Origin of the sequence: Phycicoccus endophyticus, assembly GCF_011326735.1 — a bacterium.
In the GTDB taxonomy this organism is placed as follows: domain Bacteria; phylum Actinomycetota; class Actinomycetes; order Actinomycetales; family Dermatophilaceae; genus Phycicoccus; species Phycicoccus endophyticus.
Window position 1 is genome coordinate 159913 of the sequence record NZ_JAANCN010000005.1, and the last position, 13671, is coordinate 173583.

At 74.5% G+C, this 13671-nt stretch carries 16 protein-coding genes; 9 read left to right on the forward strand and 7 right to left on the reverse strand.

The annotated features are described in order from the left end of the window. Positions 1-89: 89 nt before the first annotated feature. Together G8D98_RS07750 and G8D98_RS07755 are read left to right on the forward strand one after the other, a co-directional pair. Complete coding sequence (locus G8D98_RS07750) at positions 90-596, forward strand: hypothetical protein (protein WP_166101300.1); 507 nt, start codon at positions 90-92, stop codon at positions 594-596. A 51-nt stretch (positions 597-647) separates the two neighbouring features. Continuing rightward, positions 648-1037: a hypothetical protein gene (locus G8D98_RS07755; RefSeq protein WP_166101302.1), complete on the forward strand. Its 390-nt coding sequence runs from the start codon at positions 648-650 to the stop codon at positions 1035-1037. Between the two features lie 20 nt (positions 1038-1057). Here G8D98_RS07755 and G8D98_RS07760 read toward each other — a convergent pair whose 3' ends face one another. From G8D98_RS07760 to G8D98_RS07770, 3 genes are read right to left on the reverse strand one after another with little or no spacing between them, the layout of a single operon-like run. Next, entirely contained in the window at positions 1058-1465 is a 408-nt protein-coding gene (locus tag G8D98_RS07760) for a hypothetical protein (RefSeq protein ID WP_166101304.1), read from the reverse strand. Then, on the reverse strand, positions 1462-1974 hold the full coding sequence (locus tag G8D98_RS07765; protein ID WP_166101306.1) for a hypothetical protein: 513 nt from the start codon (positions 1972-1974) through the stop codon (positions 1462-1464). The genes G8D98_RS07760 and G8D98_RS07765 overlap by 4 nt, the downstream gene beginning before the upstream one ends. Further along, positions 1967-3361 (reverse strand): hypothetical protein, encoded by a 1395-nt coding sequence (locus G8D98_RS07770; RefSeq protein WP_166101308.1) that lies wholly within the window; start codon positions 3359-3361, stop codon positions 1967-1969. Before G8D98_RS07770 ends, G8D98_RS07765 begins: the two co-directional genes overlap by 8 nt. Before the next feature lie 153 nt (positions 3362-3514). On the opposite strand from G8D98_RS07770, the gene G8D98_RS07775 reads away from it, so the two are divergent. Then, entirely contained in the window at positions 3515-4138 is a 624-nt protein-coding gene (locus G8D98_RS07775; RefSeq protein ID WP_166101312.1) for a hypothetical protein, read from the forward strand. Here the strand turns inward: G8D98_RS07775 and G8D98_RS07780 are convergent. Then, the gene (locus G8D98_RS07780; RefSeq protein ID WP_166101315.1) at positions 4122-4841 is read right to left on the reverse strand and encodes a prepilin peptidase; all 720 of its coding nucleotides are present in this window, start codon (positions 4839-4841) and stop codon (positions 4122-4124) included. The genes G8D98_RS07775 and G8D98_RS07780 overlap by 17 nt on opposite strands. Next, the gene (locus G8D98_RS07785) at positions 4838-5485 is read right to left on the reverse strand and encodes a hypothetical protein (protein WP_166101317.1); all 648 of its coding nucleotides are present in this window, start codon (positions 5483-5485) and stop codon (positions 4838-4840) included. The genes G8D98_RS07780 and G8D98_RS07785 overlap by 4 nt, the downstream gene beginning before the upstream one ends. 134 nt (positions 5486-5619) lie before the next feature. Here G8D98_RS07785 and G8D98_RS07790 point away from each other — a divergent pair, with 134 nt between their 5' ends. Further along, a complete protein-coding gene (locus G8D98_RS07790) occupies positions 5620-6678 on the forward strand; it encodes an OmpA family protein (RefSeq protein WP_166101320.1) in 1059 nt (352 codons plus the stop codon). Positions 6679-6689: 11 nt separating this feature from the next. After that, the gene (locus G8D98_RS07795; RefSeq protein ID WP_166101323.1) at positions 6690-7307 is read left to right on the forward strand and encodes a hypothetical protein; all 618 of its coding nucleotides are present in this window, start codon (positions 6690-6692) and stop codon (positions 7305-7307) included. Positions 7308-7331: 24 nt separating this feature from the next. Here G8D98_RS07795 and G8D98_RS07800 read toward each other — a convergent pair whose 3' ends face one another. Continuing rightward, entirely contained in the window at positions 7332-8117 is a 786-nt protein-coding gene (locus tag G8D98_RS07800; protein ID WP_166101326.1) for a PP2C family protein-serine/threonine phosphatase, read from the reverse strand. Positions 8118-8388: 271 nt separating this feature from the next. Between G8D98_RS07800 and G8D98_RS07805 the strand changes: the two genes are divergently transcribed. Further along, positions 8389-8952: a YceI family protein gene (locus tag G8D98_RS07805; protein WP_166101328.1), complete on the forward strand. Its 564-nt coding sequence runs from the start codon at positions 8389-8391 to the stop codon at positions 8950-8952. 17 nt (positions 8953-8969) lie between these two features. On the opposite strand, the gene G8D98_RS07810 is transcribed toward G8D98_RS07805, so the two are convergent. Next, entirely contained in the window at positions 8970-10442 is a 1473-nt protein-coding gene (locus tag G8D98_RS07810; protein ID WP_308788825.1) for a CCA tRNA nucleotidyltransferase, read from the reverse strand. A gap of 122 nt (positions 10443-10564) precedes the next feature. Between G8D98_RS07810 and G8D98_RS07815 the strand changes: the two genes are divergently transcribed. From G8D98_RS07815 to sigM, 3 genes are all read left to right on the forward strand, one after another. Then, positions 10565-11056: an NUDIX hydrolase gene (locus tag G8D98_RS07815; RefSeq protein WP_166101331.1), complete on the forward strand. Its 492-nt coding sequence runs from the start codon at positions 10565-10567 to the stop codon at positions 11054-11056. Positions 11057-11189: 133 nt separating this feature from the next. Next, positions 11190-13049 (forward strand): protein kinase family protein, encoded by a 1860-nt coding sequence (locus tag G8D98_RS07820; RefSeq protein ID WP_166101334.1) that lies wholly within the window; start codon positions 11190-11192, stop codon positions 13047-13049. Positions 13050-13064: 15 nt separating this feature from the next. Further along, positions 13065-13643 carry an RNA polymerase sigma factor SigM gene (gene sigM / locus G8D98_RS07825; protein WP_166101493.1) on the forward strand — a complete coding sequence of 193 codons (579 nt, stop codon included), beginning with the start codon at positions 13065-13067 and terminating at the stop codon, positions 13641-13643. Positions 13644-13671: the final 28 nt, after the last annotated feature.

Below are 13671 nucleotides of genomic sequence, written 5' to 3' on the forward strand. Positions count from 1 at the left end.
ACCACATTCCAAGGCCACCGAGCATGCGGACCCGCAACCGACAGAGACGACCATCGAGAACGAGCACGGACCGCAGTCACCGGGTCGGCGTGCTGGCGAGCGTCGTGCTGGCGCTGCTCGGCCTGGCGGGTGTCGCCATCGGCGTCATGGCCTGGTCCCAGCCCCGGCTCCCGGTCTCCGTGGTCGCCGACGGGGCCCCGGTCACCCTCGAGGGCTCGCCCCTGTTCGACCCCGGCACGACGCTCTTCGCCGCCGGTGACAACCCCGACCTGCCCGAGCCGGCGCAGTGGGGGTGCACCCGCACCCGAGGGGGCGCCGTCACCGAGCTGGAGGTCACGCCGGACTTCGACGCCGTCGGGAGCCGGGTGGAGGACTCCTCCTCGTACTTCCCGGTCGTCACGGTCGGGCCCTCCGAGGCCGGGGACGTGCTGCGCTGCGACGGGCCGGCGATGAGCCAGGGGCCGCTGCTCGCCCTGCCCACCGACGTCGGGGTGCGTGACGTGCCGCTCGCCTTCGTCGTGGCCGGGATCGGGCTGCTGGGCATCGGTGGTCTGGTCCACCCCCGCAGCCGGGGGATCCACCGGTTCGGCGGCTGACCCCGCCGCAGCCACCTGGCCCGGCGACGCGGTCTCTGCGAGACTGCCGCGATGAGCTGCCCGTGGCCTCGCACCAGCCCCGCCCTCGCGGCCTCGGCCCTCGTGCTCCTCGCCGCGTGTGCCAGCGAGCCGACCGAGCCGCTGCTCTATGCGGACTCGATGGGCGGGGCCTCCTTCCCCATCATGGAGGCCGAGGGCTCGCCGATGGTGTGGGTGTCCTCGACGGACGGCTCCGACCCCCGGCCGGGCGGCGCACCGGACCCCGGGATGTGCCAGGTCTCGGGGGGCGGTTCGCCGCAGCTCACCGACCCCGACCACGGTGACAGCCGGCTCGGGGACACCGTCCTCTACGCCGTCGCGCAGATCGAGGGCCTCGAGCCCCCCGGCGAGATCACCTGCTCCGGGGACGCCGTCAAGCATGTCTACGTCGGTCGCCCCTGAGGCACCGGGCCCGCTCGGGGTCAGCGCAGCCCACTGAGGTCCTCCCGGGTCGCCCCGGGCAGGACCCGGCGGACGACGTACCACGACAGCGCGAGCCAGAGGACGAGGTCGGCGAGCCACGCCAGCGGTGCCGGCAGGCCGAGGGCGCGGGTGAACAGCAGGGTCCCGCCCCAGGCGGCCGGGGTGAGCACGTAGGCGGTCACCGCCACCGCCAGCCAGGCCGGCAGGCTGCCCCCTCCGCCCCAGCGCATGAAGGCCGTGAGGACGGCCACGAGGACCGCGAGGACGACGAGGGTCTTGAAGACGACGCCGAAGGTGGGGTTCGACGTCGCCGCCGCGAGCGCCCCGATGGCCACGGCGCACACCGAGGTGACGACGACGAGGGTGAGGACCGCGCCCACCTGCGCGGCCACGCGTTCGACGGTCACCGCCCCGACCTCCGTGCGCGGGCGAGCAGCAGGCCCCCGAGCCCGAGGAGCAGGCCGCCCACGCCGGCGACGGCGAAGAGGGTGGCCTTGAGGACACGCTCACGGCCGCTGCGCTCGGCGAGCAGCACCTCGCTCGCGCCGTCGGCCTCGCACACCACCGACGCGCCGGCGGTGACCGAGACCTTGTTCGCGGTCGGGTACCACGTGGCGCCGTCCACCTCGACCGGGCCACCGGGCAGCTGGGTGAGGGAGTCCGCGCGGCTGCCGTCGACCTCGCACGTGGTGTCACCGGTCTGCTCGACGTCGGCGAAGACCTCGGCCGTCCCGGCGGCCGAGGCGCTCAGGCTCTGCCCGGCCGCGCCTCGGCCGAGCACCGTGACCGCGGGACCGCCGCCGAGCAGGACGACGAGGGCGATGACGAGCATGAGCACGCCGCCGGCCACGAGGGCGAAGCGGAAGAGGACCAGCGGGCGGGTGAGCAGCCGCTGGAGGAAGGAGCCCTCAGGCACTGCAGGCCTCCCACGGCACCCAGGCCTCGCCGTTGTAGTACTCGCCGCCGGTCGTCTGCAGCTCCGAGGTCTGGACGTCGAGGCTGAGGCCGAGCTCGGCGATCAGCTTGGCGTCGAAGTCGAAGCCGTAGTCACCGTCGTCGGTCGTGAAGTCCTGCCGGCTGAGGTAGCCGTGGTCCTGCACCGCGCGTACGAAGTCGACGGTGCCCTGGGCGGCCGCCAGCGGGTCGGTGACCTTGCCCGCCTGCGGGTTGGGCACGTACCCCGGCAGGCCCGGCACCGGGCCCATGTTCATCGCGTTGAGGAAGTCGGACGCGACCTGCCGGTCGGCGGCCGTCTCCACGGGAAGGGTGACCGTCTCCTCGTGGCGCGACCCCTCGTCGGAGGAGTTCTCCCCGGCGTGGGCCTCCCCCTGGTAGCCGTACACCACCGAGATGGAGGTGACCTCACCGGCGGCGTCCCGGTCGATCGAGATGCCGGCGTCCACCTGCCCGGAGGCGGCCGCCTCGGCGTAGACGGTCTCCCCCTTGCCGTCGCCTCCCCACGTGCCGGCGTTGATGCCACCGCTGACGAGCGCGGAGTAGTACGTCGTCGTCGAGCCGTCCTTGCCCACCTTCGTGCCGAGCAGTGCCTGCACGCCGACGTTGGCGTCGGCGTTGGCGGCGATGAGCGTGGCCGAGGCCTGCGCGCTCGCGGAGGCGCCGCCCTCGTAGTACGTCTCGTCGGACTCGGGCAGGTCGGGCACGCCGGCCAGGTCGGTGACCTGGTCCGACCCCCAGCGGATGGGGTTGGGCACGTGCCAGCCGGTCAGCGGGATCTCGTAGTCCTCGTCGCCGACGACGGTGTCGAGGGCGATGTCCGCGTAGTGGGCGTACATGAGGTCCTGCACCGCCTGCTCGTTCGGGAGGTTGTAGACCTCGCCCTCGCCGAAGCTCACGCCACCCCCCGCCGACGCGGAGGCCTCGGCGCCGTACTCCTTGTCGTCCCACGTGCCGGTGACGTTGAAGCCGACGCCGGCCGCGGCCGACACCTCGGCGCCGGTGCCCCGGGTGACCCGGTAGGTCCCGTCGGACAGCTCCTCGACGAGCCACCGCTCGGTGCCGCCGACGGTGACCGCCAGCGCACCGGTCACCTTGGCGTCGTGCCCCGACGCCGTGACGACGCACGGCTCCGGGGGGATGCGGTCCTCGGCCTGGATCGGCACGTCACACGAGCCCTGGCCCAGGGTGAACAGCTTGCAGATCGCCTCGGTGACCCCGCGACCCAGGGCGTTGCTCCCCCCGCCGATGCCGAGGAAGACGGTGCTCACGACGAGCGCCGCCACGGCGATGAAGCCGCCGTACTCCAAGGCGGTCGCGCCGCGCTCCGTTCCGCGCCCGAACACCATCGACCCCCTCGCTCGTCAAGGACACCGTCCCCGGCCCTCCGCCGGGATCACGGCCACCATGCTGTCACGCGGGGCCGTCCGCCCGCATGGGTCCGAGGACCTTCTCCCGCCCGCGGGCCCGTGGGCCCAGCGCCGCATCGTACACTCGGCGCCATGTCGCATCCGGGGGTCCGCGCCGCTCGTGTCGTCGTGCTCGTCGGGGTGCTCTCCCTCCTCACGGCGGCCTGCTCCTCGGGCAGCGCGGACGACGACCTGCCCGAGAAGCTGCGCAAGATCACCCCGAGCGAGTCGCCCTCGGCACCGCTGGTCCACGACGGGACCGACTCCCTGACCGACCGCACCGTCTCGGGCGACGGGTTCACGATGCAGGTGCCGGCGGACTTCGAGGAGCAGAGCCCGACGACGAGGTCCGGCTCGACGACCTACCGGTGGCTGAAGTCCGTCCAGGGCAGGCAGCCGCCGATCATCGCCGTCGTCACCGACCCCGACCCGCGCAGCGACGCCATCGAGCAGTCCAAGGCGCTGGAGATCAGCCTCGAGGCGGACCCGGACGTCGAGGTCGTCCGCGCACCGGTCACCTGGCCGGGGGCCCAGCGCGCCATCCTCCTGCAGTGGGACCAGCCACAGCCCGGCTCCGACGAGGTCGTCACGACGTGGCAGCTCATGGCGCAGGTCAGCCCGGACCTCATCATGAACGCGCTCGCCGTCGCGCCGCGCGGTGAGTTCCAGGACCTCGACTTCGACAAGATCCTGGCCACGTTCACCCTGACCGGCTGAGCCCGGCCAGGAGGGCACCGAGCCCGGGCAGCGCGAGCACGAGCACCGCCGCGCCGACCAGGTGCGGACCGAGGGGCAGCGAGGTCCGGCGGTCCGCCCGGCGCAGGGCGAGGAGCACCGCGCCGAGCAGGGCGACGGAGACGAACGCGAGCACCGTCGCGAGGACGACGTGGGACCACCCGAGGTAGCCGAGCAGCAGCCCGAGGGTGGGAGCGAGCTTGGCGTCCCCGAGCCCCATCCCGGAGGCCCCGCCGAGCAGGACGAGCCCGAGGTAGACCGCGCCGAGCACCACCGCGGCGAGCACCGAGCGGACCAGGTCGGTGTGCTCGCCCCGCAGGGCCGACACGGCGAGCAGACCGAGCAGCGTCCCCGGAGCCACCCGCAGGGTGATCGCGTCCGGCAGCCGCTGCACGTCCAGGTCGACGGCGGCCAGGACGACGAGCACGAGCCCGACGAGGACCAGCAGCAGCGCGAGCGCGACACCGGCCGAAGCGGACCCGTCCCGCTCCGCACTCCCGACGGTCCAGCCGGTGGCCACCATGAGGGGCGTCACGACGGCGCACGCCCAGGGGACCCAGGCGTGGCTGGTCGTTCGCAGGTCACGCTCGTCGTCGTACCGGTAGCCGCGCCCGTCGAGCCGCCGGCGCACCGCGAGGCCGGCCCCGAGCCCGCAGCCGGCGGCAAGGGTGAGCGCCCCGGTCACGAGGACGTGCGCTCCCAGACGTTGCGGAAGCCCGTGGCCGTCTCGACGAACCGGTCGCCGGAGCACGTGTACGAGACCGGGCCGGTGCCGGGCGTGAGGTCCTGGGTCTGGGGGTCGGCCCCCTCGACGCTCACCGTCACCGTGCCCTCGGAGGACTCCAGCTCGAAGCTCATCCGGCCCCCGTCGGTGCTCACGGAGTACACGGCCGTGCCGTCGAAGACGATGGTCCCGGAGCCCTCGTCGGTCGTGATCTCGGCCGGCGTCGGGTCGTAGGTGACCCGTTCGCGTCCGTCCTCGCTGATCTCGAGCGTGCGCTGCAGACCGGTGATCGTCACCGTGCCCTGCGGCGTGTCCGAGCTCTCGGAGTGCTCCACGGTGCGCCACGACCCGACGAGGCACGGGTCGAGCGAGCCTGTGCCCGAGGTACTCCCGTCGCCCGCCCCGGCCGTGGTGGTGGGGCTCGCGCTCGACGCGGCGCCCCCGGCCGGGGCCGGAGCCGCGCTGCTCGCCGCATCGTGGCTGATGACGACGCCCGTGACGAGGCCCCCGACGAACAGCAGGGCCGCGGCGAGCACCGCCGTCAGCGTGAGGGCGACGACCACCCACGTGCGCGGCCCCTGCCGGACCGCCTCCCGTTCCTCCATCGCGTCCCTCCCCGTGTCGTGGCAGGGCAAGCCTGCCACGACCCTCGGCCCTCGCCGCCGTCTCCGGCCGCGCCCGGAGGCGGGCCTCGCTACCATCGGGGCGGGGAGGCCGCGGCCGAGGAGGGACCATCGCGATGAGGACAGTGTCTGCCGTGCTCGCTGCCGCGGCGCTCGTGGCCGGCGGGCCCGCCCACGCGGCCACCGCGCCGCCGCTGCCGGAGGTCGAGGGGGTGCCCGTGCTCGGCCAGGCCTGGGTCGGCAACGTCACCGACGACCGACTCGCGGTGCTCACGGTGCACGGCCTGCGTCGGGTGGACGGTGGCACCGTCCTGTACTACTCCATGGGGCTGCGGGTGCAGGACCAGCGGGGGGACGCGGCGCACTTCGACGCGTACGGCAACGGGAACAACTACGTGCTCAACCAGGGTGGCGCGGTCTCCCTCGTCTGCACGGCAGCGGCGATCGACCCCGAGCACGACGTCGCGTACAGCGCCCTGCGGCTGGACTCCTCGCGGCGGTGCATCTCGACGAAGAACATCGACTTCACCGCCGGGGCCGACGAGCTCGGGAAGGCCGTCGTCGGCTACACCGTCCTCGCGCCCGTCCCGACGGACGTGAGCACCGTCGACGTGCTCATCGGCTCCCAGCTGGTCCAGGGGGTCCCGGTCGAGGACGGCCTGCTCGAACCGGCCGTCGAGGACCCCGCACCGGCCGTCGGCACCGGCTGGCCCACCGTCGAGACCTCGGCGGTCGCCGAGGCCGTCGCCCCCGAGAAGGCCGTCTTCGACCTACGCGCCCAGGTCGAGGACGTCGCCAAGAAGCTGACCGAGGCCACGCGGGGAGGCGTCAAGGAGCTCGACCTCGACGCGACGGTCCTCTTCGCCACGGACGAGGCGAGCCTGACCTCCACGGCCGGGTCGGTCATCCGCGAGGCTGCAGCCGAGATCACCGAGGCCGGCACGCGCGGCACGATCACCGTCACCGGGCATACCGACAGCAACGCCTCGGAGGCCTACAACCTCGACCTGTCCAAGCGCCGGGCCGCGGCCGTGGCGGCCGCCCTGAAGCGCCGGCTGCCGGGCAGCATCAGCATCCGCAGGGTCGGCAAGGGCGAGAGCGAGCCGATCGCGAGCAACGAGACCGCGCGCGGCCGCGCGCTCAACCGCCGGGTGACGATCACCCTTCCCCAGTGAGGACCGAGGCCATGACCCGACGTCTCGCGGCCCTGACCGCGGCCGCCCTCGCCACCATCGCCCTCACCGGCTGCAGCGACGACCCGGACACCCCGGAGCCGACGGGCTCGGGCTCGGTGTCGGTCACCTCCGGCGACGACAGTGCCACGGCGAGCCCGACGAGCTCGCCCTCGCCGTCCCTCGAGGACCGTTCGGCCGAGCTGCTCGAGGGGGCCGCGCCGCTCACCGAGATCGCGAGGACCAGGGCCGCGAAGGGCTCCTCGTTCGCCGGCTCGACCTTCACGTTCTACCAGCTCACCCGGTCCGACGCCTCGACGCTGCTCGTGTGGCGGGTGAGCGGGGGGAAGGGCTCGAGCAGCCCCTCCGACGCCAACGTGCGGCGGTGGGAGAACTACCCGGTGATGGTGGCGGACGCCAAGGAGTACTCGGTCGTCACCTTCGACAAGGAGGTCGACGGCTGGTCGGCGCTCTCCAACCCCATCCTGCGGATCACGAGCGGGAGCGCGGCTCCCCCGCAGTCGGCGCTCTACCCGCCGCTGCCGGCCGGGACGAGCTCGGTGACCTTGACGAGCCCCTGGTTCGCCGACGTCGAGGTGCCGGTGACCGAGGCCGCCACGGCCGCGGGCTGAGCGCGGCCGGGCGTGCGGCGGTTCTCAGGCCGCGCCGCCCGGGGCCTCGCCGGGGCCGTGCTCCACGGCGACGACGACGACGGAGACGTTGTCCCGCCCCCCGGCCCGCACGGCGGCGTCGACGAGCTCCTCGGCGGCGCGCTGGGGGTCGGGGTGCTCAGTCGCGAGCTCGAGGATCTGCCCGTCGTCCAGCTCGTTGCTCAGGCCGTCGCTGCAGACCACGAAGCGCTCACCGGGAGTGACCGGCAGCTCCCAGATGTCGGGGTCGGGTGCCGGGTCGGTGCCGAGAGAGCGGGTGATGACGTTGCGCAGCGGGTGGGTGGCGACGTCCTCGGGGGCGAGCAGCCCGGCCTCGAGGAGCTCACGCACCTCCGAGTGGTCGCGGCTCACCTGCCGGATCTGCGCGTCCGCCACGCGGTACACGCGGGAGTCGCCGACGTTGAAGACGACCCAGCCCTCCTCGTCGGGGGCTCCGGCGACGACGAGGCCGGTGGCCGTCGTCCCCATGCCACGCAGCTCGGGACGGCCCTGCTGCGCCTGCAGGACCCGGCGGTTCGCCTCGTGCAGCGCCTCCGTGACGTCCTCGGGCCCGGCCGGCAGGCGCTGCTCGAGACCGGCGAGGGCCTCTGCGACGAGCTGCGAGGCCACCTCGCCCGCCGCGTGCCCGCCCATGCCGTCGGCGACGGCGAACACCCGCGCGCCGACGACGACGCTGTCCTCGTTGTGCTCGCGCACCCGGCCGACGTCGGTGGCACTGCCCGCGCGCACGACCACGGAGGGGGTGGGCCGCGACGGGTCGGCGGCGCTCATCCGCCGCTCCCGGGGGCTGCGGCCACCGGAAGGTGCGCCGGGGGCCCCACGGGCCAGGCGGCGGGCCGGGTCGGCCTCCCCCGGCCCGGACGGGCGAGGACGGGCATAGCGGTCTCCCACGGCCGAGCGGACGATGTCCGGGCGAGCCTAGCCCGGACCGGGCCGTCCCACGCGGGTGAGCGCCCCCGGGCCGGTCGTCCCCGTCGACACGGGGGTCCTCCTCTGCGACACTGCGCGGGCACGACCGACATCCCCGAGCCGTGGAGACACCATGCGCGAGCGCCCGAGCCTCAGCGGCGACTGGGCCATCGACCCGCAGCACACCCGGATCGGCTTCTCCGCCCGGCACGCCATGATCACCACCGTGCGCGGCTCGTTCAACGACGTCGCCGGGCGGATCCACGCCGACCTCGAGGACGTCGACGCCTCGCACGTCGAGGTCACCCTGCGGGCCGCGAGCATCGACACCCGCACGCCCCAGCGCGACGAGCACCTGCGCAGCGCGGACTTCCTCGACGTCGAGCACCACCCCCTGGTGACTTTCGTCAGCAGCCGCGTCGAGGAGATCGAGGACGACGCCTTCCTCGTCACGGGCGACCTCACCATCCGCGACGTCACCCGGACGATGTCGATCCCCATCGCGCTCACCGGGGTGCGGACCGACGCCTTCGGCGTGCTGCGGGCCGGCTTCGAGGGGTCGCGCAAGGTCGACCGCCGCGACTTCGGGCTCGAGTGGAACATGCCGCTGGACGCCGGCGGGGTGCTCGTCTCCGAGCGGGTCACCCTCGAGTTCGAGATCTCCGCGACCAGGGCCCAGGGCGAGCTCGCCCGGTAGCCGCGGACCGGGGGCGCTCAGCCGCCGGTGGAGGACTCCGGCTGCTCGGCCCACCACGCGCGCAGCCGCTCGCGGGCTGCGTCCTTGCCGATCGGGCCCTCGTCGAGACGCACCGCGAGCAGGTGCTTGTAGGCCCGGCCGAGGACCGGCCCGGGCGCGATGCCGAGGGCCTCGGCGATCTCGTGGCCGTCGAGCTCGGGGCGTACCGCCTTCAGCTCCTCCTGCTCGGTGATCCGCGCGATGCGCTCCTCGAGGTCGTCGTAGGCCCGCGAGAGCCGGCGGGCCTTCTTGAGGTTGCGGGTCGTGCAGTCGGCGCGGGTCAGCCGGTGCAGCCGGGGCAGCAGCTCTCCGGCGTCCGTGACGTACCGGCGCACCGCGGAGTCGGTCCAGGCGCCGTCGCCGTACCCGTGGAAGCGCAGGTGGAGCTCGACGAGCCGGGCGACCGCCTTGGTCGTGTCCTTGTCGAAGCGCAGCGCGCGCATCCGCTTGGCCGTGAGCTTGGCGCCGACCACCTCGTGGTGGTGGAAGGAGACCCCCCCGCCCTCCTCGAAGCGACGGGTGGCGGGCTTGCCGATGTCGTGCAGGAGCGCCGCGAGACGCAGGACGAGGTCGGGCCCGGGGACCGACTCCGGGGGGCCTCCCGCCGGCCCCTCGAGGTCGATCGCCTGCTCGAGGACGGTCATCGAGTGCTCGTAGACGTCCTTGTGGCGGTGGTGCTCGTCGACCTCGAGGCGCAGGGCCGGCAGCTCGGGCAGGACGACGGCCGCCAGCCCCGAGGCGACGAGCAGCTCCAGCCCCGCCCGGGGGTGCCCGGCGAGGAGGAGCTTGACGAGCTCGTCGCGCACCCGCTCGGCGGAGACGATGTCGAGCGAGGCGGCCATCTCCTGCATCGCCGCGAGCACCTCCGGCCCCGGGACGAAGCCCAGCTGCGCGACGAACCGGGCGGCGCGCATCATCCGCAGCGGGTCGTCGCCGAAGGAGACCTCCGGCGCGGTCGGCGTGCGCAGGACGCCCGCGGTGAGGTCGCCGAGGCCCCCGTGGGGGTCGACGAAGGTCAGCCCGGGCAGGCGCAGCGCCATCGCGTTGCACGCGAAGTCGCGCCGCAGGAGGTCCTCCTCGAGGGAGTCGCCGAACGCGACGACCGGCTTGCGGGTGCGCCCGTCGTAGGCGTCGGCCCGGTAGGTCGTCACCTCGACGACGGTGCCCCCGCGGCGGGCCCCGATGGTCCCGAACGCCCGCCCCATGTCCCACGTCGTGCCGCCCCACGCGGTGAGGATGGCCTCGGTCTGTTCGGGGCGCGCCGAGGTCGTCAGGTCCAGGTCGGTCGGCGAGCGGCCGAGGAAGGCGTCGCGCACCGGGCCCCCGACGAGGGCGATCTCGTGCCCGGCGGCGGCGAAGCGCTCCCCGAGCTCGGTGAGCACGGGCAGCACCGGTGCGAGGTTGCTGACGGCCGCGCGCAGCAGCGCGGCCGGGGGCTGGCGGTCGGACACGAGGCCCAAGCGTAGGGGGCGGCGGCGGGCCCGGTGAGCACGGCCGACGGGGCTCGACGGGGCCACCGCGCCCGGCCGGCGAGCCCGGAGCCCCCTGGGTCCGCAGTGGCTACAGTGAACGGATGAGCCACGCCGCCGCCGACCCGTCCGGGGGGCCGCCGCGGCGGCTGCCGGCGGTCGAGGAGCGCAGCGCCGGCGGGGTCGTCGTGGACGTCCACCAGGGCCGGGCCCGGATCGCCGTCATCGCCCGCCGCAACCGGGCCGGGCGCGTCGAGTGGTGCCTGCCCAAGGGGCACATCGAGGGCGAGGAGACCCTCCCGGAGACCGCCGCCCGCGAGGTCGAGGAGGAGACCGGCATCGCCGGGCGAGTCCTCATCGAGCTCGGCACGATCGACTACTGGTTCGCGGCGGGCGACCGGCGCATCCACAAGTACGTCCACCACTACCTCCTCGAGGCCACCGGTGGCTTCCTCACCATCGAGAAGGACCCCGACCAGGAGGCCATCGACGTCGCGTGGCTCCCGCTCGAGGAGGCCCACCGCCACCTCACCTTCCCCAACGAGCGGCGGATCGCGCGGCTGGCCTGGCAGCGGCTCGCCGGCGAGGCCGGCTGAGCGCCCGCACCCGCGTCCCCACGCCGGGGCTCGCCGCGCCGGGGCCTGTGCCGCAGGTCCACCCCCTACGATGGACGGACCTGCCGGGCCCACCGGCGGGTTCGAGCCGTGACCGGCGACGGAAGGAGCCAGGGTGAGGGGTGTCGGGCCCGGAACCGTCCTCGGGGGGCGCTACACGATGCGCGAACGGCTCGCACAGGACCGGGGCACCGAGCGCTGGAGCGCGGCGGACACGACCCTGAGCCGGGGGGTGTCGATCCTCGTCGTCCCCGCGGACGACCACCGCGCCGCCGGGCTGCTCGACGCCGCCCGCCGTGCCGGCTCGGTCGCGCACGCGGTGCTCGTGCGGGTGCTCGACGTCGGCGAGGACGACGAGGTCGCCTACGTCGTCGAGGAGGAGCTCGCCGAGGCCCGCACCCTCGCCGAGCTCGTCACCGACGGCGGCATCCCCGGCGACGAGGTGCGCCGGATCACCGGTGAGGTGGCCGCGGCCTTGGAGTCCGCCCGCCAGCGCGGCATGCACCACCTCGACCTCACGCCCGCCGACGTCGTCCGCACCCCGGACGGCGAGGTACGCGTGCGGGGCCTGGAGATCGCCGCGGTCCGCGCGGGGATCGACGCTCTCGACCCGGACGAGGCCGCCCGCCGTGACGCGGTCGGGGTCGTCGCGCTCGCCTACGCCGGCCTCACCGGGCGCTGGCCCCTGGAGAACGCCTCCGGCGGCCTGCCGGCGGCCTCCCGCGTCCCCGGCGGGGTCGTCGCCCCGGCCGAGACCGCCGCCGGCGTACCCCGGGACCTCGACGCGCTGTGCCGGCTCACCCTCAACGGTGACGAGGGCCCGACGAGCCCGGGCGACTACGCCCGCCAGGTCGCCCCCTGGCCCTCGCGCCAGGTGCTCGGCCGACCGGCGGCCACCGCCCGTCCCGCGTCTGCGCCCGAGGGCACCGCGGAGCTGCCGCGGGCCGCGGCCGCCTCGCCGGCGGTCACCGGGACCCCGGACACCGTCGCCGAGGACACCGACCTCGAGGACACCGATGCCGACGACGCCGAGGAGGTCGGGCAGGACGACGTGCCCGCCGCCCCGCCGCCCTGGCTGCTCGGGGAGGACCTCGAGGAGACCGAGGAGTACCGGCCGGTCGCACCGCGTGCCCGGGAGGAGGCGACCTCCGGGCCGGCCGGGGGTGCCACGGCGGCCGGTGGGGCCGCCCTCGCCGGTGCGGCAGCGCGGGTCGGGGGCCGCGCCGGGACACTGGCCCGCCGCGCGGTCGACAAGGTCACCGAGCTCTCCCCGGACACCCGGCCGGGGGACCCCGACGGCCCCGACGGCACCTCCGCGGCGGTCCCCGCCGAGCCGCTCAGCCACGACGAGTCCAAGCTGGCGCTCGGCATCGTCATCGCCTTCCTCATCGTCGCGCTCGTCATCGGCATCATCGGGGTGAGCCGGATCGGGTCGCACTCCGACCTCGGCCTCACCGACTCCACGACCTCGACCGCGACGACGACGGCGTCCTCGCCGAGCGCGTCCGAGGAGTCCTCCACCCAGGAGGGCTCCTCGGAGCCGGAGCCCCTGGCGATCCTCAAGGTCGAGCCGTACGACCCGCAGGGCGACAACGCCGAGAACTCCTCCATCGCACCGAAGACCTACGACGGCGACACCTCGACCGGCTGGTACTCCGAGAACTACCTCACCGACGAGTTCGGCGGCCTCAAGCAGGGCGTCGGGCTGATCGTCGACCTCGGGCCGAACAAGAAGCCGCAGGACGTCCGCCTGGACATCCCCAAGAACGTCGACCTCGAGGTCTACGTCGGGCCCGACGCCTCGCTCGAGGGCGCCCGGAAGATCGGGTCGAAGAAGAACGTCAAGGGCGAGCTGGACTTCCCCGTGCCGCAGAAGGTCTCGGGTCAGTACATCGTCGTCTGGTACACCGGGCTGCACCCCGACGAGGACGGCAAGCGGCGGGCGTGGCTCAACGAGGTCGTCGTCACCGGCTGAGAGGGTCTGCGCGTGATGGCTGCTGAGCTCACCGAGCTCGACGACGCGGTGCTGCTCGCCCGGCACGTCGACGGTGACGACGGCGCCGCCTTCGGTGAGCTCTTCCGCCGCCACCGGGACCGGATGTACGCCGTCGCGCTGCGCACCACCGGCCACCGCGAGCTGGCCGCCGACGCGCTCCAGGAGGCGTTCATCTCGGCCTTCCGGCGGGCCGAGGGCTACCGCGGCGACGCCGCCGTCACCACGTGGCTGCACCGCATCGTCGTCAACTCCTGCCTGGACCGGCTCCGCCGGGAGAAGGTCCCGGTGCGCCGGGCCGGCGACCTCGGCGAGGTCGACCTGCCCGACCGGCACGACCACCACGGCGCGACGGAGACGGCACTCGTGGTCCGCGCGGCCCTCGAGCGGCTGCCGGAGGGCCAGCGGCTCGCGCTCGTCCTCGTCGACATGCACGGCCTCTCGGTCGCCGAGGCCGCGAGCGTGCTCGGCGTCGCCGAGGGCACCGTGAAGTCGCGGTGCTTCCGCGGTCGGGAGGCGCTGGCCGGAATGCTCCGTCCCGGCGACGGCGCCCCGGAACCCCAGGAGGCCTCGTGACGTCTTACCTGGTGGCGGACTCCTGTCC